Source organism: Pseudomonas sp. TE31087 (assembly GCF_057284075.1).
In genome coordinates this window covers 2,525,816-2,545,880 of the sequence record NZ_JBXVNN010000001.1, presented here as the reverse complement: position 1 = coordinate 2,545,880, position 20,065 = coordinate 2,525,816, and the positions used below count along the sequence as shown (strand labels likewise).

Genomic DNA, 20,065 nt, shown 5'->3' with positions numbered 1-20,065 from the left:
TATTGACTTAGCATCGGTACCTGCGTAAATTTCGCGGCCTCAGCGAAGCAAACGCAACAAGCAACATCGCGGGGGTGATTAGCTCAGCCGGGAGAGCATCTGCCTTACAAGCAGAGGGTCGGCGGTTCGATCCCGTCATCACCCACCACTTCCTGAGACGTTCCTGGTTCAGTGGTTTCGAAAGAAACACGCTGACAGAGAGGAACAGGACGCAAGTCCAACTATGCGCGGCGGTAGTTCAGTCGGTTAGAATACCGGCCTGTCACGCCGGGGGTCGCGGGTTCGAGTCCCGTCCGCCGCGCCATTTTTCTCCAGATGGGTGCTTGCACCGGTCTGAGGCCGCAAGGCCAGATCCCAGTTTCAATCAGGCGCAAGCCTGAACGATACGCAGCGGTAGTTCAGTCGGTTAGAATACCGGCCTGTCACGCCGGGGGTCGCGGGTTCGAGTCCCGTCCGCTGCGCCATCTTCTGCCAAGAGCCCCATGAACGCTCAAGGCAAAACAGAAAGGGCGATTTCAAAGTCGCTTTTTTTGTGCCTGGCTTTCGCGCCACAGCGCTTGAAAGCTCAGATCCCAGTTTCAATCGGGTGCAAGCCCGAACGATACGCAGCGGTAGTTCAGTCGGTTAGAATACCGGCCTGTCACGCCGGGGGTCGCGGGTTCGAGTCCCGTCCGCTGCGCCATCTTCGCCTCGAGGTCCCTAGAACACCTCGAAGCTACGAAAAAGCGACCCTCGGGTCGCTTTTTTCGTTTCAGCGCCTTGCACAGACACGGGCAAGGATTTACACCAAGCTGACAGAGTCTTCACCGATCAATGGTTTCAGCCACTGATCGATGTGTTGCACAATACGCCCCATTCGTTTCTTCCCGGAATTGGCAATGTCTAGATCAACCGTCTATGGCGCGCTCGGGCTGGCCGTCGTGCTGGCGGGTGTGTCCGGCTGTTCCTCGAAAAAGGCCGCCGTCTACGAGCACGAGAACTTCGATGACTCGGGCACCTTCTCCCGCAGTTTCGCCACCAGCGAGGCGGGCTCCTGCGAGGCGGCGCGGCGCGCGCTGCTCAGCCAGGGCTACATCATCACCAGCAGCGACGCCAATCAGGTCGCCGGCAACAAGAGCTTCCAGCAGAACGCCGAGAACCACCTGCAGATCAGCTTCAACATCACCTGCGTGCCGGACATGAGCGACAAGCAGCGCTCGACCATGTTCGCCAACGCCCTGCAGGACCGCTACACCCTGAAGAAGTCCAACACTTCCGCCAGCCTTGGCGTGGGTGTACTGGGTTCGGTATCGATGCCGATCGGCTCCACCGACGATTCCATGGTCAAGGTCGCCAGCGAGACAGTCACTGCCGCGCAGTTCTATGACCGCTACTTCGCTTTGGTGGAAAGCTACCTGCCGAAGCAGAAGAAGCCGGAGAAAACCGAGGCCGCCGCCGAGCCGAAGGTTGAAAAACCGGCCGCCGACCTGGGCCTGCCGGAGCCTGCGCCCGCTGCCCTGGCGCCCGCGGCGCAGCCTGCCACGCCGGTCGCCGAGAGCGTGGCAGAGGCACCGGCCCCGGTACCGACTCCGGTTGCCGCCGCCCCTGCCGCTGCTCCCGCGCCTGTTGCCGCTCCAGCGGCTTCTGTACCGGCTAGCGAAGCCCCTGCGGCCCCGATTGTGGACGACAGCAAGGGCTCGCAGCCCATCGCGCCGCCCGTCGAGCCGGCACCGATCCAGGTGCAGCAGGAAGCACCGGCAGTGGAGCAGGCTCCCGCGCCACTCTGACACGTCGATAACTTCCCGGGCGCCTGCTACGTTTATCGTTCATAGGATTGTAATCATTCCGTCATTTCGCTGGCTTAGGTTGGCGCAATGACTGAAGAACGATGAATGAAGGGGCGTGAAGATGGACGATTACCAGGAAGAACTGCTCGAATTCCAGGCCTATGAACTGGACCTGCCGGAGCCGGCCGACGACGCCACCGAGCTTTAACCCACCTGTCGCTGATTGCGGCGAAACTCCCCGGGCGTCAGCCCCGTCCAGCGCTTGAATGCGCGCTGGAAGGCCTCGGCCGAGGCGAACCCCAACAGATAGGCGATCTCGCCGAAGGCCAGCTCCGTGTCGCGGATATAGGTCTCGGCCAGGTCGCGCCGCGTGTCGTTGAGCAGGTTGCGAAAGCGCGTGCCTTCCTCGGCGAGTTTGCGGCGCAAGGTCCAGGTCGGCAGTTGCAGGTGCCGCGCCACTTCTTCCAGATCCGGCTCGCGCCCACCGTTCAACAGCGGTCCCAGTAGGTGGGTGATGCGCTCGCCCAGGCTGCGCACGCGGGTGCGCTGGGCCAGTTCCGCCTCGCACAGCTGCAGCAGGTGCTGCCAGGTACTGGGGCAGTGCTGCGGGTTGGGCAGGGCCAGGGTGGCCTGGCTCAGGCGCAGCTGGTTGGCCGTGGCGCCGAAATGCACCGGGCCTGCGCACAGGCTTTGGTACTGCGCGGCGTAGGCGGGGGCGTCGAACTCGATTTCCAGGCGCTCGGCCTGCACCGGCCTGGCCGCCAGGGCGCCAAGCTGCGCCAGCCAGCCAGCGAGCAGCGAGTCGACCACGAAGCGGTTGTAGTCGTTGTAGGGGCTGATGGAATAGAACCGCAGCCAAGCGCCCTGGGCGTCTTCCTGAAAGCTCGACTGGCCCCGGTAGTTGGCGGCATACAGCGGCTCGAAACGCAGCAGGGTGCGGGCGGCATCGCCAAGGGTCGGGGCCTGGGCGGCGGCGACGCCGGCCAGGCCGGCCTGGGCCAGGCGGCTCAGGCGCCCCATGTGCAGGCCCAGCGCCGGCTCGGTGGACAAGGCGATCGCCGCGTGCCCCAGGTGCATGTAGCGCGGGATCGACAGCCGCGCACCCGGCTCGGCCAGGCGCCTGGTGTCGAGGCCATAGCGCAGCAGCAGTGGGTGCGGATCGTGGCCGAGTGCCGTCAGCGCCTCGGCCAGGGGCTGGACGAAGCCTACCGACAGCTCACCCAGGCGCACGCGGGGGCGGGGCATGGCGTCACAGCCACAGGTTGAGCAGGCGCGCGCCGTGGCTGTCGTTGCCGACCCACAGCGTGCCACCCTGGCTGGCAAAGCCCTGCCCATCGCTGCCCAGCTCCCAGAACTGACCACGCATGAACACGCTCATGCTCGGGGTGCCGGCGTTGGCGGCCAGCGGCAGTTGCTGCCAGGCGCGCTGTTCGCTCACTGCGCCGCGGCGCAGGGGCAGGTCGGCGGCCTGGGCCTGGTGGCGGTTGCCACGCCAGGGCGCCTGCCAGCTCTGCTTGCCACTGAGGAACACCGGGTTGGCAACCAGTTGCACCGATTGCGCGGCCAGTTGCCGGTAGTTGGCGGGGTACCAGCTGTCGCTGCCGATCAGCACGCCCAGGCGTCCGGCGGGAGTCTGCAGCACCTGCAGCGGATGCTGCTGGCCGTCGTGGATGTAGCGCCGGCTTTCGCTGTCGGGGTACTGCTGGTGCTGGGGTTGCCCGAGCACCGAACCGTCGCTGGCGAACACCAGGCTGCTGTTGTACAGCGGACCGTTGCCGGTGCGCAGCACGCCGTTCTCCACATAGGGCGCGGGCAGAATGATGGAGCCGGCGACCAGGGTGACGCCGAACTCCCGGGCCAGGTTGCCGAACACCTGCTGGTAGTCGGCGGCCATCTGCGCGGCCTTCATGCGCAGATGGGCGTCCGAGCGGCGATCATCGCCGCTGGCGGCCAGCATCGCCAGGCCGTAGCGCAGCGGGTTGCTCAGCTCCAGCCACTGCCATGCCTCGTTGCGCTGGGTGACCTGGTACAGCTCGCGCTTCTCGCCCCGGGCCCACAGCCAGGTGCCGATATGCTCCGGCAACACCACCACGGTGCGCGGGTTGACCAGGCCCTGGGCGCGGGCCTGTTCCAGGTAGGCCGAGAGCTTGCGGTGCAGGCGCGTGAGGTTCTGGTAGTCCCCCGGATACAGCAGCGGCTCGACCCCCAGCAGGTTGCCGTGCTCGCCCGGCACGCCCTGGTTGAGGGCCAGTTCGATGCGCAGGTCGGACAAGTAATGACCCTCCGGGCGCTGCAGGGTCCAGAAGCCGTAGCCGCAGAGGGCGGCAAGGGTGACCAGCGCCAGGGCGCCGGCTAGCAGTTTTCGCATGGAGCGGTCCAGCGTTGTGCAGAAGGAGTGCCCTAGGGTAGTCCTGCTGTGCAGCAGGATCAATAAGTTGTCAGTTTCGATCATTGAGCGGGTTCAAACGCCTGTTTAATGTCGTCCTCAGACAAACGACGGGTCCCGCTGCGCTGCTGTAGAGCGCTGGTAGAGGTGCCCGCATTCCGTGATCACGCCACCTGTGGAGTCCATCCATGGCTACCGACCGTTACCCGCACCTGCTGGCCCCTCTCGACCTGGGCTTCACCACCTTGCGCAACCGCACCCTGATGGGCTCGATGCACACCGGCCTCGAGGAGCGCCCGGGCGGCTTCGAGCGCATGGCTGCCTACTTTGCCGAGCGTGCCCGTGGCGGCGTCGGGCTGATGGTCACCGGTGGCATTGCGCCGAACGACGAAGGCGGCGTGTATTCGGGCGCGGCCAAGCTCAGCACCGAGGAAGAGGCCGACAAGCACCGGATCGTCACCGAGGCGGTGCATGCCGCCGGTGGCAAGATCTGCCTGCAGATCCTGCATGCCGGACGCTATGCCTACAGCCCGAAACAGGTGGCGCCCAGCGCCATCCAGGCGCCGATCAACCCGTTCAAGCCCAGGGAGCTGGACGAGGAGGGCATCGAGAAGCAGATCCGCGACTTCGTCACCTGCGCAAGCCTGGCCCAGCGCGCCGGCTACGACGGCGTCGAGATCATGGGTTCGGAAGGCTACTTCATCAACCAGTTCCTCGCCGCCCACACCAACCACCGCACCGATCGCTGGGGCGGCAGCTACGAGAACCGCATGCGCCTGGCGGTGGAGATCGTGAGCCGGGTGCGTGAAGCGGTGGGGCCGAACTTCATCATCATCTTCCGCCTGTCGATGCTTGACCTGGTCGAGGGTGGCAGCACCTGGGACGAGATCGAGCTGCTGGCCAAGGCCATCGAGCAGGCCGGCGCCACGCTGATCAACACCGGTATCGGCTGGCATGAGGCGCGCATCCCGACCATCGCCACCAAGGTGCCGCGCGCGGCGTTCAGCAAGGTCACCGCCAAGCTGCGTGGCGCGGTGAAGATCCCGCTGATCACCACCAACCGCATCAACACCCCGGAGGTGGCCGAGGCGGTGCTGGCCGAAGGCGATGCCGACATGGTCTCGATGGCCCGGCCGTTCCTGGCCGACCCGGATTTCGTCAACAAGGCCGCTGAAGGTCGTGGCGACGAGATCAACACTTGCATCGGCTGCAACCAGGCCTGCCTGGACCACACTTTCGGCGGCAAGCTGACCAGCTGCCTGGTCAACCCGCGAGCCTGCCATGAGACCGAACTCAACTACCTGCCGGTACTGGCGGTCAAGCGCATCGCGGTGGTCGGCGCTGGCCCTGCGGGCCTGGCAGCCGCGACCGTGGCCGCCGAACGCGGTCATGAAGTGACGTTGTTCGATGCCGCCGGTGAGATCGGTGGGCAGTTCAACGTGGCCAAGCGCGTGCCGGGCAAGGAGGAGTTCTACGAGACCCTGCGTTACTTCCGCAACAAGGTGAAGTCCACGGGTGTCGACCTGCGCCTGAATACCCGTGTCGATGTGGCCGCGCTGGTGGCCGGCGGGTTCGACGAGGTCATCCTGGCCACCGGCATCGCCCCGCGTACGCCGGCAATTCCTGGGATCGACAATGCCAAGGTGCTGAGCTACCTGGACGTGCTGCTGGAGCGCAAGCCGGTGGGCGAGCGGGTGGCGGTGATCGGTGCCGGTGGCATTGGTTTCGATGTGTCCGAGTATCTGGTGCACAAAGGCGTGGCCACCAGCCAGGACCGTGAGGCGTTCTGGAAGGAGTGGGGCATCGATACGCGTTTGCAGGCCCGTGGTGGTGTGGCCGGGGTCAAGGCCGAGCCTCATGCGCCGGCGCGCCAGGTGTACCTGTTGCAGCGCAAGAAAACCAAGGTCGGCGACGGCCTGGGCAAGACCACCGGCTGGATTCATCGCACGGGGCTGAAGAACAAGCAGGTGCAGATGCTCAACAGCGTCGAATACCTGAGCGTGGACGATGCTGGCCTGCATCTGCGGGTTGGCGAGGGCGAGCCGCAGTTGCTGGCGGTGGACAACATCGTAGTCTGCGCGGGGCAGGATCCGCTGCGTGAGTTGCATGATGGCCTTGTTGCGGCCGGGCAGTCGGTACACCTGATCGGAGGCGCTGATGTGGCGGCCGAGCTGGATGCCAAACGGGCGATTAACCAAGGGTCGAGGTTGGCGGCGGAACTGTGATTGTTTGAATCGTTGGTGAGCCAACTTCCACAGTTGAGGTGGTAATACACCTTTTCTGTGGAGGTTAGCTTGTCAGCGAGTGGTTGTAACTGAAGAAACATTGCCAGTAGTCTACACTTACTCCATGTCTGTTGATCTTGATCTTGCTTCTAAGTGCGCGATAGTTCAGGCAACGCCAATTGCGACTTCAGGAGGCCGAGCGGAGTTCTTGCGAAGGGAGGTGACGGGCATGGATGCCCGTCAAGCGCTGCGCCCCAGGATGGGGCGTTCAGCGCGGTCCTCCCGGGAGCAAGAACGGAGCGAGGGGACCCCGGAGCGAAGCGTAGGGGCCGGATGAATGGAGCGAGGATTTTTTGGTGACTTTTTGATCCTTCAAAAAGTTACCCGCCGTAAGGGCGGAAAGGTGACTATGCGTCACCATCGCAAATGAATGCGCATATAACTTTCAAAACACATGACTCTAAAAGTCAAAGTCAAAGTCAAATGCGATCGGCGTGGGTTTTAACAGGTGTAAGCGCATTCATTTGCTATAATGACGCATAGTCACCTTTTCGCCCTTACGGCGAGTCACTTTTTGTCAAACGCGACAAAAAGTAACCAAAAAACGCTGCGCTCCATTCATCCGGCCCTCCGCTACGCTCCGGGTTCCCTCACTCCGGCCTTGCTCCCGGGAGGACCGCGCTGCAGGGCCCATCCTGGGCCCCAGCGCTTGACGGGCATCCATGCCCGTCACCTCCCTCCGCAAGGCCTGCGTTCGGCCTCCTGAAGTCGCGAAAGTACGGGCGGCGCCTGGACTGACGCAGCTGTCGCTAGCGAGGTATGAGGATAGACTCCTGATCGGCAACGGCAACGGCAACGGCAACGGCAACGGCAACGGCAACGGCAACGGCAACGGCAACGAGCAGCACGTCTGCATCTGCGTGATCAGATAAACTGCCTTCATGTCTGATTTTTCTCTCCCCAAAGCCCCTCTGCAACGCCTGGACCTGCCTTGGTTGCGCCACGCGGGAATCGAAGCCGCGGTCCTGCGTCTGGACCTGATCGACCCGCTGATCAGCGGCAACAAATGGTTCAAGCTGCGTCATTACCTGATCCAGGCCCGCAAGGCCAATGCCCCGGGCCTGATCAGCCTGGGCGGCAACCATTCCAACCATCTCCACGCCCTGGCGGCCGCCGGCAAGCGCTTCGGCTTCGCCACCGCCGGCCTGCTGCGTGGCCACCCCCAGGAAACACCGACGGTGCTAGACCTGCGAGCCCTGGGCATGGAACTGCACTGGCTCGGTTTCGGCGGCTACCGCGCCCGCCATGAGCCCGGTTTCTGGCAGCCCTGGCAGGCCCGGTACCCAGGTTGGCACTGTATCCCCGAAGGCGGTGGCGGCCTGGCCGGTGCCCAGGGCTGCGGGTTGATCGCCGCGCAATGCCGGGCGCAACTGGCAACGCTCGGCTGGACCGACTACGACGCCTGGTGGCTGGCGGCGGGAACCGGCACGACCCTGGCGGGCCTGGTGCTGGAGGAGGCGGGCAGGCATGTGGTCCATGGTGCCCTGGCCGTGCCCCTGGACCACGGCGTGCCGGAAACCGTCGCAACATTGGCGGGCGTGCAGGGCTACCAGCTGCACGACGCCAGCCGTGGCGGTTTTGCCCGTATCGACGACGCGCTGCTGACGTTCATCGCCGACACCGAACGGCAAACCGGCATGCCGCTGGAGGCGCTCTACACCGGCAAGGCCCTGCTGGCCCTGCGCGACCAGGTCGAGGCCGGGCGTTTCGCCCCCGGCACCCGCCTGGTGTTCCTGCATACCGGAGGCCTGCAGGGACGACGCGGTTACTTGTAGGGCAGCATGCGCAGCAGCGTGTTGTCGCGCCGCACGTAGTGGTGATAGAGCCCGGCCAGCGCGTGCAGGCCGATCAGCCAGTAGCCCCAACTGCCGATGCGCTCGTGCCAGCCCTTGATGAACTTGCTCAGGTCCGGATCGGGGGCGACGATCGCCGGCAGCTCCAGGCCATAGAACGGGATCGGCTTGTCGGCGGCGCTGAGAATCGCCCAACCGGCCAGCGGCAGGCCGATCATCATCAGGTACAGCAGCAGGTGCACCAGGTGCGACAGGCCCGTCTGCCAGGCCGGTGGCCTGGGCACGATCGGCGGGGTGGGGCGCGACAGGCGCAGGGCCAGGCGCAGCCAGACCAGCACGAACACGGTCAGCCCGAGCATGAAGTGCAGGTCTTTCATCAGGTCGCGTTCGGCGCTGCCCTTGGGGAACAGGCCGCGCAGTTCGATGCAGGCGTAGACGGCGGCCAGCAGCACCAGCATCAGCCAGTGCAGGGCGATCGACAGCCGCGCGTAATGGGCCGCGGGAGTGGATGAAACCATGGTGGGTCCTCGTCATCAGGTCGGAAAGGGCGCTCTTGCTGGCGCCTGGCTGTCATCGTAAGGGTACGGTGTAAAAATTGTGTTGATATGGGCAGGCAAGAACGTCTCGTGCTACTCAGTCATCACCTCGTAAGGTGCGGCCAGCTGTCTGCCACCAGGAACACCCGCTCGGCTTCCTGCCAGGCGCTGTCTTCAGCCTCTTCAAGCCTGACCAGCAACTGCGCCGGGGCCACCTCATCCAGTCCTCGCAACCAGCTGTCGAACTGCTCAACCGCCCAACAACTGCCTGCTTCGACCCGCGCTGGCGCGAGCCACCCATGCCGGGGCAACGGCTGCCAGCGTCCGGGCGGGCAGGTCGCGAGGTAATCCGCCCAATCCCGCCGATGCAGCCAGCGCCCACGCAAATGCGCCGGATGAGCGCCGACAGGCGCCTCGGCATGCCCGGGCCAGGGATAGAACAGATAGCCGCCGAGCCACAGGTGGGCCTCGACCTCGGCGATTCCCAGCCCGTCCAGCGCGGCACGGCTATGGGGCTGGCCGGAAATCGTCAGTTGATGCCCGGCCAGGTGCGCCAGCTTGGTCCCGAGGCGGTCGTGGCAACCGGGGCCGAGCCAGTGCGCCGGGTCCTGCCCATCGCCGGCAGGCGGGCCGAGGTAGAGCTTGATGGCCAGCTCCAGGTGATGATCGCCGTCACGGTCGCGTAGCAACAGGTCGAGCTCGCCCAGGGTATGCCCGCCGTCACGGATCGCCAGGTTGGCCGCCAGCAGCTCGATGCCCGGCGCCTGCTGCAGGGCGAACTGCCACAGGCTTTCGTAGTACAGGCCCAGCCGCCGACTGTTCAGGCGTGCCAGCCAGCTCAGCAGCGGCCTGGGCGCCTGGTCGAGCGCCGCGAGCCAGTGGCCCAGGCGCTGCGGATCATCGGCCCAGGCGCTGCCCTGCAGCGGGTGGCGCTGGGGGCAGCCGGCCTGCGCCAGCAGCGGGGGCGACAGCAGCGCCCAGGCCAGGTCGCGCACGGCAGGGTGGCGCAGCTGGCGGGGCAGGGACTCGAGGTCGGCGAAGGGCATCATCCTGCGAGCATAGCCGGTTTGCCGCTGGCCGGTCCTTTCGCCCATAATCCCGGCATTGTCACCCCGCCGCAGAGCCTTGCAGGAGCACCATGGAGCAATTTCGCAATATCGGTATCATCGGACGCCTTGGCAGCTCCCAGGTGCTCGACACCATTCGCCGACTGAAAAAATTCCTCCTCGAGCGCCACCTGCACGTGATCCTCGAGGACACCATCGCCGAAGTCCTGCCCGGCCACGGCCTGCAGACCTCCACGCGCAAGCTGCTGGGCGAGGTCTGCGACCTGGTCATCGTGGTCGGCGGCGACGGCAGCCTGCTTGGCGCCGCCCGCGCCCTGGCCCGGCACAACATCCCGGTACTGGGGATCAACCGCGGCAACCTGGGCTTTCTGACCGACATCCGCCCCGATGAACTGGAAGAGAAAGTCGCCGAGGTGCTCGACGGCCACTACCTGGTGGAGAACCGCTTCCTGCTGCAAGCCGAGGTACGCCGCCACCACGAGGCCATCGGCCAGGGCGATGCGCTCAACGATGTGGTGCTGCACCCGGGCAAGTCGACGCGGATGATCGAGTTCGAGATCTACATCGACGGCCAGTTCGTCTGCAGCCAGAAGGCCGATGGCCTGATCGTCGCCACCCCGACCGGCTCCACCGCCTATGCGTTGTCAGCCGGCGGCCCGATCATGCACCCCAAGCTCGACGCCATCGTCATCGTGCCGATGTACCCGCACACGCTGTCGGGCCGGCCGATCGTGGTGGACGGCAACAGCGAGCTGAAGATCGTCGTGTCCAAGGACCTGCAGATCTACCCGCAGGTCTCCTGTGACGGCCAGAACCACTTCACCTGCGCCCCCGGCGACACCATCACGGTGAGCAAGAAACCGCAGAAGCTGCGCTTGATCCATCCGCTGGACCACAACTACTACGAGGTCTGCCGCACCAAGCTCGGCTGGGGCAGCCGCCTGGGCGGCAGGGACGACTGATGCTCGATCCGGCGCGCAGTTTCGACATCATCGGTGACGTGCATGGTTGTGCGCTCACCCTCGAACGCCTGCTCGACGCGCTCGGCTACAAGCGGGTCGGCGGGGTCTGGCGCCACCCGCGGCGCCAGGCGCTGTTCCTCGGCGATATCGTCGACCGCGGCCCGCGCATCCGCGAGGCGCTGCACATCGTCCACGATATGGTCGAGGCGGGCCAGGCCTTCTGCATCATGGGCAACCATGAGTACAACGCCCTGGGTTGGGTTACCCCGGCACTGCCCGGCAGCGGCAAGGCTTTCGTGCGCGAGCACACCCCGCGCCATGCCCGGCTGATCGACGAGACCCTCACCCAGTTCGCCCAGCATCCTGGCGACTGGCACGATTTCATCCAGTGGTTCTATGAGCTGCCGTTGTTCGTCGACGCCGGGCGCTTTCGCCTGGTGCACGCCTGCTGGGACCCGCGGCTGATCGAGCCGCTGCGCCAGCAGTACCCCACGGGGCGTATCGACGAGCACTTCGTGCAGGCGTCGGCGGTGTCCGGCAGTTTCGCCGCCACGGTGTGCAACCGCCTGCTGCGCGGCACCGACATGCGCCTGCCGGACGGCCTGACGCTGACCGGCGGCGACGGCCTGACCCGCGCCTTCTTCCGCACCAAGTTCTGGGAGGAAGACCCGCAGACCTACGGCGACATCGTCTTCCAGCCCGACGCGCTGCCCGACGAGGTGGCCCGCACTCCCCTCAGCCACAGCCAGAAGAACGCCCTGCTGCGCTACGACGAGGAGGAGCCGCTGCTGTTCGTCGGCCACTACTGGCGCAGCGGGCGCCCGGCACCGATTCGCGCCAACCTGGCGTGCCTGGACTACAGCGCCGTGCTCTACGGCAAGCTGGCGGCCTACCGGCTGGACGACGAAACCCGCATCGACCCGCACAAGTTCGTCTGGGTCGACGTCGACCGACCGCAGGCCAGCCAATGAACGTGATCGAAGTACTGCGCCTGCCGCTGGCGGTCGATCTCGGTGGTTTCGTTGCCTTGCTGCGCCGCCTGCAGGTGCCGCACCGGGTGGTGGAGGAGGGCGAGGAGCAGGTGCTGTGGGCGCCGCCGGCCATGGCCGGGGATGTGCTCGAGCTGTACCGGCGTTTCCCTGACGGCAATGCCGATCTGCAAGCCTTGCCCGAACCTGTGGAAGGCGGCCCGACGAATGCCCCGGCGCCGCCTTCGCTGAAGGATCAGGCCCTGGCCTGCAAGGTCACTGCCGCGGTGCTGATCCTGAGCCTGGTGGTCGCCGGGGTAACCGGCCTGGGCGACAACCTGTCGACCATCGGCTGGTTCACCTTCCTGTCGTTCAAGGTGCAGGGCGACTACCTGTACTTCACGCCGTTGCTCCAGGGCCTGGCCGAAGGCCAATGGTGGCGCCTGGTGTCGCCGATGCTACTGCACTTCGGCGTGTTGCACCTGGCGATGAACGGCCTGTGGTACTGGGAACTGGGCAAGCGCATCGAGTTGCGCCAGGGGCCGTGGATGCTGCTGGGGCTGACCTTGCTGTTCAGCCTGGTATCCAACCTGGCCCAGCATTTCACCAGCGGCCCGAGTTTGTTCGGTGGCCTGTCCGGGGTGCTCTACGGCTTGCTCGGGCATGTCTGGCTGTACCAGTGGCTGGCGCCCAATCCGCAGTTCAACCTGCCCAAGGGCGTGCTGGTGATGATGCTGATCTGGCTGGTGATCTGCCTGAGCGGCGTGGTTGGCCAACTGGGCTTCGGCCAGATCGCCAACGCCGCCCATGTCGGCGGGTTGCTCATCGGATGCCTGACCGGCCTCTTGGGCGGATGGCTTGCCAGGCGTAGACTGTCCGCCTGACTGAGGAGACACCATGTCCACGTTCGCGCAAATGATCGAAAACATCACCCCCGAGATCTACGAGAGCCTGAAGACGGCCGTGGAAATCGGCAAATGGTCCGACGGCCGCAAGCTGACCGCCGAGCAGAAGGAACTGTCGCTGCAGGCAGTGATCGCCTGGGAGATGAAGAACCTCCCCGAAGAGCAGCGCACTGGCTACATGGGCCCGCAGGAATGCGCCTCGAAGTCGGCGCCGATCGCCAACATCCTGTTCAAGTCGGACTCGGTACATTGATCGAACTCGCTCGTGGCTCTTTGAGCAAGATGGCAGTGCGCCTGGACGCACCGGTCGTTCAATACAGTTTCCGCCTGGATGACGCCGAGGTGCCGGTCAACCCGCTGATCGGCCAGTCGATCCGCCTGGAGTACCTCGGCGCGATCCACTGCACCCACTGCGGCAAGCGCACCAAGACCAGCTTCAGCCAGGGGTACTGCTACCCGTGCATGACCAAGCTGGCCCAGTGCGATGTGTGCATCATGGCCCCGGAGAAATGCCACTACGACGCCGGCACCTGCCGCGAGCCTTCGTGGGGCGAGCAGTTCTGCATGACCGACCACGTGGTGTACCTGGCCAACTCGTCGGGCATCAAGGTCGGTATCACCCGTGCCACCCAGCTGCCCACCCGCTGGCTCGACCAGGGCGCCAGCCAGGCGCTGCCGATCATGCGCGTGGCCACCCGCCAGCAATCCGGGCTGGTCGAGGACGTGCTGCGCAGCCAGGTGCCGGACCGCACCAACTGGCGCGCGCTGCTCAAGGGCGACGCCGAGGTGCTCGACCTGCCGGCCATCCGCGAACAGATCTTCGACGCCTGCGCCGACGGCATCCGCGCCCTGCAGGAACGCTTCGGGTTGCAGGCCATCCAGCCGCTGCCCGACGCCGAGGTGGTGCAGATGCGCTACCCGGTCGAGGCCTACCCGAAAAAGATCGTCAGCTTCAACCTCGACAAGGACCCGGTCGTGGAAGGCACACTGTTGGGCATCAAGGGCCAGTACCTGATCTTCGACACCGGCGTGATCAACATTCGCAAGTACACGGCCTACCAGCTGGCCGTGCTCCAGTAAAAGGATCGTCACCATGCGTACCGAACAACCGCAAGTGATCTACCTCAAGGACTATCAGGCCCCCGAGTACCTGATCGACGAGACCCACCTGACCTTCGAACTGTTCGAGGACCACAGCCTGGTCCATGCGCAGCTGGTCATGCGCCGCAACCCCGAGCGCGGCGCCGGCCTGCCGCCGCTGGTGCTCGATGGCCAGCACCTGGAGCTGCTGAGCGTGCAGCTGGACGACCAGGCGCTGGGCGCCGACGACTACCAGCTCGACGACGACAGCCTCACCGTGCAGCCGAAGGGCGAGCGCTTCACCCTGGACACCAGCGTGAAGATCCACCCGGAAAGCAATACCGCGCTGGAAGGCCTGTACAAGTCCGGCAAGATGTTCTGCACCCAGTGCGAGGCCGAGGGCTTCCGCAAGATCACCTACTACCTCGACCGCCCGGACGTGATGAGCATCTTCACCACCACGGTGATCGCCGAGCAGCATCGCTATCCGGTGCTGTTGTCCAACGGCAACCCGGTCGGCAGCGGTCCGGGTGATGACGGCCGCCACTGGGCGACCTGGGAAGACCCGTTCAAGAAGCCGGCCTACCTGTTCGCCTTGGTGGCCGGTGACCTCTGGTGCAAGGAAGACACGTTCGTTCGCCAGTCAGGCCGTGATGTAACCCTGCGCATCTATGTCGAGCCGGAAAACCTCGACAAGTGCGACCACGCCATGGTCAGCCTGAAGAAGTCGATGCGCTGGGACGAGGAAGTCTACGGTCGCGAGTACGACCTGGACATCTTCATGATCGTCGCGGTCAACGACTTCAACATGGGCGCCATGGAAAACAAGGGCCTGAACATCTTCAACTCCAGCTGTGTACTGGCCCGCGCCGAGACCGCCACCGACGCCGCCCACCAGCGGGTCGAGGGGGTGGTCGCCCACGAGTACTTCCACAACTGGTCGGGCAACCGCGTGACCTGCCGCGACTGGTTCCAGCTGTCGCTCAAGGAAGGCTTCACGGTGTATCGCGACGCCGAGTTCAGCGCCGACATGAACTCGCGCACGGTCAAGCGCATCGAGGATGTCGCCTACCTGCGCACCCACCAGTTCGCCGAGGATGCCGGCCCCATGGCCCACCCGGTGCGCCCGGCGAGCTTCATCGAGATCTCCAACTTCTACACCCTGACCGTGTACGAGAAGGGCGCCGAGGTCGTGGGCATGGTCCACACCCTGCTGGGCGCCGAGGGCTTCCGCAAGGGCAGCGACCTGTACTTCGAGCGTCACGACGGCCAGGCGGTGACCACCGACGACTTCATCAAGGCCATGGAAGACGCCAACGGCGTCGACCTGACCCAGTTCAAGCGCTGGTACAGTCAGGCCGGCACGCCGCGCCTGGAGGTCAGCGAGGCCTATGACGGCGCCGCGCAGACCTACAGCCTGACCTTCCGCCAGAGCTGCCCGCAGACCCCGGACAAGGTCGAGAAGCTGCCGTTCGTGATCCCGGTGGCCCTGGGCCTGCTGGACGCCGAAGGCAACGACCTGCCGCTGCGCCTGGTGGGCGAGGCGCAGGCCGGCGGCAGCAGCCGTGTGCTGTCGGTGACCGAGGCCGAGCAGACCTTCACCTTCGAGGGGATCAAGGCTAAACCGCTGCCGTCGCTGCTGCGCGGCTTCAGCGCGCCGGTCAAGCTGAGCTTCCCGTACGACCGCGACCAGCTGATGTTCCTCATGCAGCATGACAGCGACGGCTTCAACCGCTGGGAAGCGGGGCAGCAGTTGTCGGTGCAGGTACTGCAGGAACTGATTGGCCAGCACCAGCGTGGTGAAGCGCTCAAGCTCGACCAGCGTCTGATCACCGCCCTGGGCACCGTGCTGGGCAACGAAGCGCTGGACCCGGCCATGGTCGCCGAGATGCTTTCGCTGCCGGGCGAGGCGTACCTCACCGAGATCAGCCAGGTGGCCGATGTCGATGCGATCCACGCCGCCCGCGAGTTCGCCCGCCAGCAGATCGCCGAGCAGCTGTTCGACGCCCTGTGGGCGCGCTACCAGGCCAACCGCGAGGTGTCGCGCAAGACGGCCTATGTGGCCTCGGCCGAGCACTTCGCACGTCGCAGCCTGCAGAATATTGCCCTGTCCTACCTGATGCTCAGTGGTAAGCCGCAGGTACTGGAGGCGACCCTGGAGCAGTTCGACCAGTGCGACAACATGACCGAGCGCCTCACCGCCCTGGCGGTGCTGGTCAACTCGCCGTTCGAGCCCGAGCGGGCCAAGGCGCTGGAGGCCTTCGCCGAGCACTTCAAGGACAACCCGCTGGTCATGGATCAGTGGTTCAGCGTACAGGCGGCAAGCACCTTGCCGGGCGGCCTGGCGCGGGTCCAGGCGTTGATGGAGCACCCGGCCTTCACCCTGAAGAACCCGAACAAGGTGCGGGCGCTGGTTGGCGCCTTCGCCGGGCAGAACCTGGTCAATTTCCACGCCGCAGATGGTTCGGGGTACCGCTTCCTGGCGGACCTGGTGATCGAGCTCAACGCGCTGAATCCGCAGATCGCCTCGCGCCAGCTCGCACCGCTGACCCGCTGGCGCAAGTACGACGACAAGCGCCAGGCGTTGATGAAGGGCGAGCTGGAGCGGATTCTCGCGTCCGGGGCGCTGTCCAGCGATGTGTATGAGGTGGTGAGCAAGAGTCTCGCTTGAGACCCCTGGGGCCGCGCAGCGGCCCCAATTGTTCTTGTGGTTAACAAAACATAACGTCCCGCTCGTTGTGTTCCGCCGAACAACCCCGATACGATGACCCGAAGCTATTCCAGGGCTCTGGAACAGGGTTTTCGCAGTACCTGGCAATAGATTGACCCACCACAAGAACACAACAGGGGGCAGTCATGAGAGAGCGGGCAAGGGCACGCTACAGCCTGGCGGCCAGCGCGATGCTGGCGCTGACGCTGAGTATCGGGGCCGGGCAAGTCCTGGCGGCGGTGGCCGCCGAGGAATACTCGGTAGAGTCGGCCAAGGCCAGCCAGAGCCTGTTGATCGGCGCCACCCACGCCGGGCAACGCCTGGTGGTGGTCGGCGACCGCGGCCACATTCTGTTCTCCGACGACCAGGGCCAGACCTGGACCCAGGCCCGGGTCCCCACCCGGCAACTGCTCACTGCGGTGTTCTTCCTTGACGACAAGCGCGGCTGGGCCGTCGGCCACGACGCGCAGATCCTCGCCAGCAGCGACGGCGGCGCGACCTGGAGCAAGCAGTTCGAAGACCTGTCCCGCGAAGCCCCCTTGCTCGATGTGCGCTTCCTCGACCCGCAGCACGGCTTCGCCGTGGGCGCCTACGGTGCCCTGCTGGAAACCCTCGATGGCGGCCAGCACTGGCAGGACGTCGCCGAGCGCCTGGACAACCCCGAGCAGTTGCACCTCAACGCCATCACCCTGGTGAAGGACGCCGGCCTGTTCATCGTCGGCGAGCAGGGCGGCATGTTCCGCTCCAGCGACGCCGGCCAGAGCTGGACCAAGGTCCAGGGGCCCTACGAGGGCTCGCTGTTCGGCGTGATCGGCACCGCCCAGCCCAACACCCTGCTGGCCTACGGCCTGCGCGGCAACCTGTTCCGCTCCACTGATTTCGGCGACAGCTGGCAGCCGATCGAGCTCAAGGCCGAACGCGGCCCGCTCGAATTCGGCCTGGCAAGCGCTACGCTTCTCGAAGACGGCAGCCTGGTGCTGGTCGGCAACGGCGGCAGCGTACTGCGCAGCCATGATGACGGGCAGACCTTCAGCGTGCGCAACCGCGCCGACCGCATCGCCCTGTCGGGCGTCAGCGGCCTGGGCGGCGGCGGCCTGCTGCTGGTAGGGCAAGGGGGCGTGCACCTGGCCTCGGCCGACGGCACCCAGGAGGCGCGTCCATGACCAGCCGGGAGAGCTTCGACATGCAGCACAAGGACAAGGCCACCCTGCTGGAACGCCTGATCTTCAACAACCGCCCCATCGTCATCGCCATCTGCGTGCTGGTGAGCATCTTCCTGTTCTGGCAGGCCACGCAGATCCGCCCCTCCACCAGCTTCGAGAAGATGATCCCGCTGCAGCATCCGTTCATCGAGCAGATGCTCGAGCACCGTAACGACCTGGCCAACCTCGGCAACACCGTGCGTGTGTCGGTGGAGTCGACCAAGGGTGACATCTTCGACAAGGACTACATGGAGACCCTGCGCCAGATCCATGACGAAGTCTTCTACATCCCCGGCGTCGACCGTGCCGGCCTGAAGTCGCTGTGGAGCCCCAGCGTGCGCTGGAGCGAGGTCACCGAGGAAGGCTTCTCCGGCGGCGAGGTGATCCCCAACACCTACAACGGCTCCCAGGACAGCCTCGACACCTTGCGCGACAACGTGCTCAAGTCCGGCCAGGTCGGGCGCCTGGTGGCCAACAACTTCAAGTCCAGCATCATCGACATTCCGCTGTTGGAGAGCCACCCCGATCCGCAGGATCCGGGCAAGCAGGTCAAGCTCGACTACCAGCAGTTCTCGCATCAGCTGGAAGAGAAGATCCGCGACAAGTTCCAGGCACAGAACCCCAATGTGAAGATCCACATCGTCGGCTTTGCCAAGAAGGTCGGCGACCTGATCGACGGCCTGGTGATGGTGGCGATGTTCTTCGGCGTGGCGCTGGTGATCACCTGGGCGCTGCTGTACTGGTTCACCTGGTGCATCCGCAGCACCATCGCCGTGCTCATCACCACCCTGGTGGCGGTGGTCTGGCAGCTGGGGCTGATGCATGCGGTGGGCTTCGGCCTGGACCCGTACTCGATGCTGGTGCCGTTCCTGATCTTCGCCATCGGCATCTCCCACGGGGTGCAGAAGATCAACGGCATCGCCCTGCAGTCCAGCGACGCCGACAACGCCCTGACCGCGGCGCGGCGCACCTTCCGCCAGCTGTTCCTGCCGGGGATGATCGCCATTCTCGCCGACGCCGTGGGCTTCATCACCCTGCTGATCATCGACATCGGGGTGATCCGCGAGCTGGCCATCGGCGCCTCGATCGGCGTGGCGGTGATCGTCTTCACCAACCTGATCCTGTTGCCAGTGGCGATCAGCTACGTCGGCATCAGCCAGAAGGCCATCGCCCGCAGCAAGAAGGACGCCACCCGCGAGCACCCGTTCTGGCGCCTGCTGTCCAACTTCGCCAGCGCCAAGGTGGCGCCGGTGTCGGTGGTGCTGGCGCTGCTGGCCTTCGCCGGCGGCCTCTGGTACAGCCAGAACCTGAAGATCGGCGACCTTGACCAGGGCGCGCCGGAGCTGCGCCCGGACTCGCGCTACAACCAGGACAACAGCTTCATCATCAGCAACTACTCGACCAGTTCCGATGTGCTGGTGATCATGGTCAAGACCCCGGCCGAGAGCTGCTCGATCCACTCGACCATGGCGCCGATCGACGAGTTGATGTGGACCATGGACAACACCCCGGGGGTGCAGTCGACCATTTCCCTGGTGACCGTGTCGAAACAGGTCATCAAGGGCATGAACGAGGGCAGCCTGAAATGGGAAACCCTGTCGCGCAACCCGGACATCCTCAACAACTCCATCGCCCGCGCCGATGGCCTGTACAACGCCGACTGCTCGCTGGCGCCGGTGCTGGTGTTCCTCAACGACCACAAGGCCGAGACCCTGGAGCGGGTCACCGCCGCGGCCAAGGCCTTTGCCGACAGCCACAACAAGGACGGCCTGCAGTTCCTCCTGGCGGCGGGTAACGCCGGCATCGAGGCGGCCACCAACGAAGTGATCAAGTCGGCCGAGCTGACCATCCTCATCCTGGTCTACATCTGCGTGGCGGTGATGTGCATGATCACCTTCCGCTCCTTCGCCGCGACGCTGTGCATCGTCCTGCCGCTGGTGCTGACCTCGGTGCTGGGCAACGCGCTGATGGCGTTCATGGGCATCGGCGTGAAGGTCGCCACGCTGCCGGTGGTGGCGCTGGGCGTGGGCATTGGCGTGGACTACGGCATCTACATCTACAGCCGCCTGGAGAGCTTCCTGCGCGCCGGCCTGCCGTTGCAGGAGGCCTACTACGAAACCCTGCGCTCCACCGGCAAGGCAGTGCTGTTCACCGGCCTGTGCCTGGCCATCGGCGTGTGCACCTGGATCTTCTCGGCCATCAAGTTCCAGGCCGACATGGGCCTGATGCTGACCTTCATGCTGTTGTGGAACATGTTCGGCGCCCTGTGGCTGCTGCCGGCGCTGGCGCGGTTCCTGATCAAGCCAGAGAAGCTGGCGGGCAAGGAGGGCGGGTCGATCTTCGCTCACTGACCGAGGCCCGATCGCGGGGCAAGCCCGCTCCCACGACCTACCTGGCGTGGGAGC

Annotated in this window: 16 protein-coding genes and 4 tRNA genes; 16 read left to right on the top strand and 4 right to left on the bottom strand. The window is 65.4% G+C overall.

Translation table 11 applies throughout. The features are described from left to right. Positions 1–72 precede the first annotated feature (72 nt). The 5 genes from ACZ899_RS11340 to ACZ899_RS11320 all read left to right on the top strand — a co-directional run bounded on the left by ACZ899_RS11340 (position 73) and on the right by ACZ899_RS11320 (position 1,766). A tRNA-Val gene (locus tag ACZ899_RS11340) sits at positions 73–148 on the top strand. 79 nt (positions 149–227) lie between these two features. After that, a tRNA-Asp gene (locus tag ACZ899_RS11335) sits at positions 228–304 on the top strand. 83 nt (positions 305–387) lie between these two features. Further along, positions 388–464 (top strand) — tRNA-Asp (locus ACZ899_RS11330). A gap of 141 nt (positions 465–605) precedes the next feature. After that, positions 606–682 (top strand) — tRNA-Asp (locus ACZ899_RS11325). Positions 683–878: 196 nt separating this feature from the next. After that, entirely contained in the window at positions 879–1,766 is an 888-nt protein-coding gene (locus tag ACZ899_RS11320) for a DUF2242 domain-containing protein (protein ID WP_232857760.1), read from the top strand. Positions 1,767–1,970: 204 nt separating this feature from the next. Here ACZ899_RS11320 and ACZ899_RS11315 read toward each other — a convergent pair whose 3' ends face one another. Together ACZ899_RS11315 and ACZ899_RS11310 are read right to left on the bottom strand one after the other, a co-directional pair. Further along, complete coding sequence (locus ACZ899_RS11315; RefSeq protein WP_234561276.1) at positions 1,971–3,011, bottom strand: AraC family transcriptional regulator; 1,041 nt, start codon at positions 3,009–3,011, stop codon at positions 1,971–1,973. 4 nt (positions 3,012–3,015) lie between these two features. Beyond that, positions 3,016–4,134, bottom strand: coding sequence for a nitrilase-related carbon-nitrogen hydrolase (locus ACZ899_RS11310; protein ID WP_234561275.1), 1,119 nt, complete (start codon positions 4,132–4,134; stop codon positions 3,016–3,018). A gap of 206 nt (positions 4,135–4,340) precedes the next feature. Here ACZ899_RS11310 and ACZ899_RS11305 point away from each other — a divergent pair, with 206 nt between their 5' ends. From ACZ899_RS11305 to ACZ899_RS11295, 3 genes are all read left to right on the top strand, one after another. Continuing rightward, complete coding sequence (locus tag ACZ899_RS11305; RefSeq protein WP_234561274.1) at positions 4,341–6,377, top strand: NADPH-dependent 2,4-dienoyl-CoA reductase; 2,037 nt, start codon at positions 4,341–4,343, stop codon at positions 6,375–6,377. Between the two features lie 722 nt (positions 6,378–7,099). After that, positions 7,100–7,309, top strand: a complete 210-nt coding sequence (locus ACZ899_RS11300; protein WP_234561273.1) for a hypothetical protein — start codon at positions 7,100–7,102, stop codon at positions 7,307–7,309. A 9-nt stretch (positions 7,310–7,318) separates the two neighbouring features. Further along, a complete protein-coding gene (locus ACZ899_RS11295; protein WP_234561272.1) occupies positions 7,319–8,212 on the top strand; it encodes a 1-aminocyclopropane-1-carboxylate deaminase/D-cysteine desulfhydrase in 894 nt (297 codons plus the stop codon). Here ACZ899_RS11295 and ACZ899_RS11290 read toward each other — a convergent pair. Both ACZ899_RS11290 and ACZ899_RS11285 read right to left on the bottom strand, forming a co-directional pair. Further along, positions 8,203–8,748, bottom strand: a complete 546-nt coding sequence (locus ACZ899_RS11290; protein WP_050704781.1) for a cytochrome b — start codon at positions 8,746–8,748, stop codon at positions 8,203–8,205. The two genes, ACZ899_RS11295 and ACZ899_RS11290, sit on opposite strands and share 10 nt — an antisense overlap. A 122-nt stretch (positions 8,749–8,870) precedes the next feature. Next, entirely contained in the window at positions 8,871–9,860 is a 990-nt protein-coding gene (locus tag ACZ899_RS11285) for a DUF1853 family protein (protein ID WP_234561271.1), read from the bottom strand. Positions 9,861–9,904: 44 nt separating this feature from the next. On the opposite strand from ACZ899_RS11285, the gene ACZ899_RS11280 reads away from it, so the two are divergent. From ACZ899_RS11280 to ACZ899_RS11245, 8 genes are all read left to right on the top strand, one after another. Beyond that, positions 9,905–10,795: an NAD(+) kinase gene (locus ACZ899_RS11280; protein ID WP_023632574.1), complete on the top strand. Its 891-nt coding sequence runs from the start codon at positions 9,905–9,907 to the stop codon at positions 10,793–10,795. After that, a complete protein-coding gene (locus tag ACZ899_RS11275; RefSeq protein WP_234561270.1) occupies positions 10,795–11,766 on the top strand; it encodes a metallophosphoesterase in 972 nt (323 codons plus the stop codon). Before ACZ899_RS11280 ends, ACZ899_RS11275 begins: the two co-directional genes overlap by 1 nt. Beyond that, positions 11,763–12,647: a rhomboid family intramembrane serine protease gene (locus tag ACZ899_RS11270; protein WP_234561269.1), complete on the top strand. Its 885-nt coding sequence runs from the start codon at positions 11,763–11,765 to the stop codon at positions 12,645–12,647. Before ACZ899_RS11275 ends, ACZ899_RS11270 begins: the two co-directional genes overlap by 4 nt. Before the next feature lie 13 nt (positions 12,648–12,660). After that, entirely contained in the window at positions 12,661–12,921 is a 261-nt protein-coding gene (locus tag ACZ899_RS11265; RefSeq protein WP_011532970.1) for a YeaC family protein, read from the top strand. Next, complete coding sequence (locus ACZ899_RS11260; protein WP_234561268.1) at positions 12,918–13,748, top strand: DUF2797 domain-containing protein; 831 nt, start codon at positions 12,918–12,920, stop codon at positions 13,746–13,748. The genes ACZ899_RS11265 and ACZ899_RS11260 overlap by 4 nt, the downstream gene beginning before the upstream one ends. 13 nt (positions 13,749–13,761) lie before the next feature. After that, positions 13,762–16,419, top strand: a complete 2,658-nt coding sequence (gene pepN, locus ACZ899_RS11255) for an aminopeptidase N (protein ID WP_234561267.1) — start codon at positions 13,762–13,764, stop codon at positions 16,417–16,419. 185 nt (positions 16,420–16,604) lie between these two features. Beyond that, positions 16,605–17,621, top strand: coding sequence for a WD40/YVTN/BNR-like repeat-containing protein (locus ACZ899_RS11250; RefSeq protein WP_232856003.1), 1,017 nt, complete (start codon positions 16,605–16,607; stop codon positions 17,619–17,621). Then, a complete protein-coding gene (locus ACZ899_RS11245) occupies positions 17,618–20,011 on the top strand; it encodes an efflux RND transporter permease subunit (protein WP_203647508.1) in 2,394 nt (797 codons plus the stop codon). Before ACZ899_RS11250 ends, ACZ899_RS11245 begins: the two co-directional genes overlap by 4 nt. The last annotated feature ends 54 nt before the right edge of the window (positions 20,012–20,065 follow it).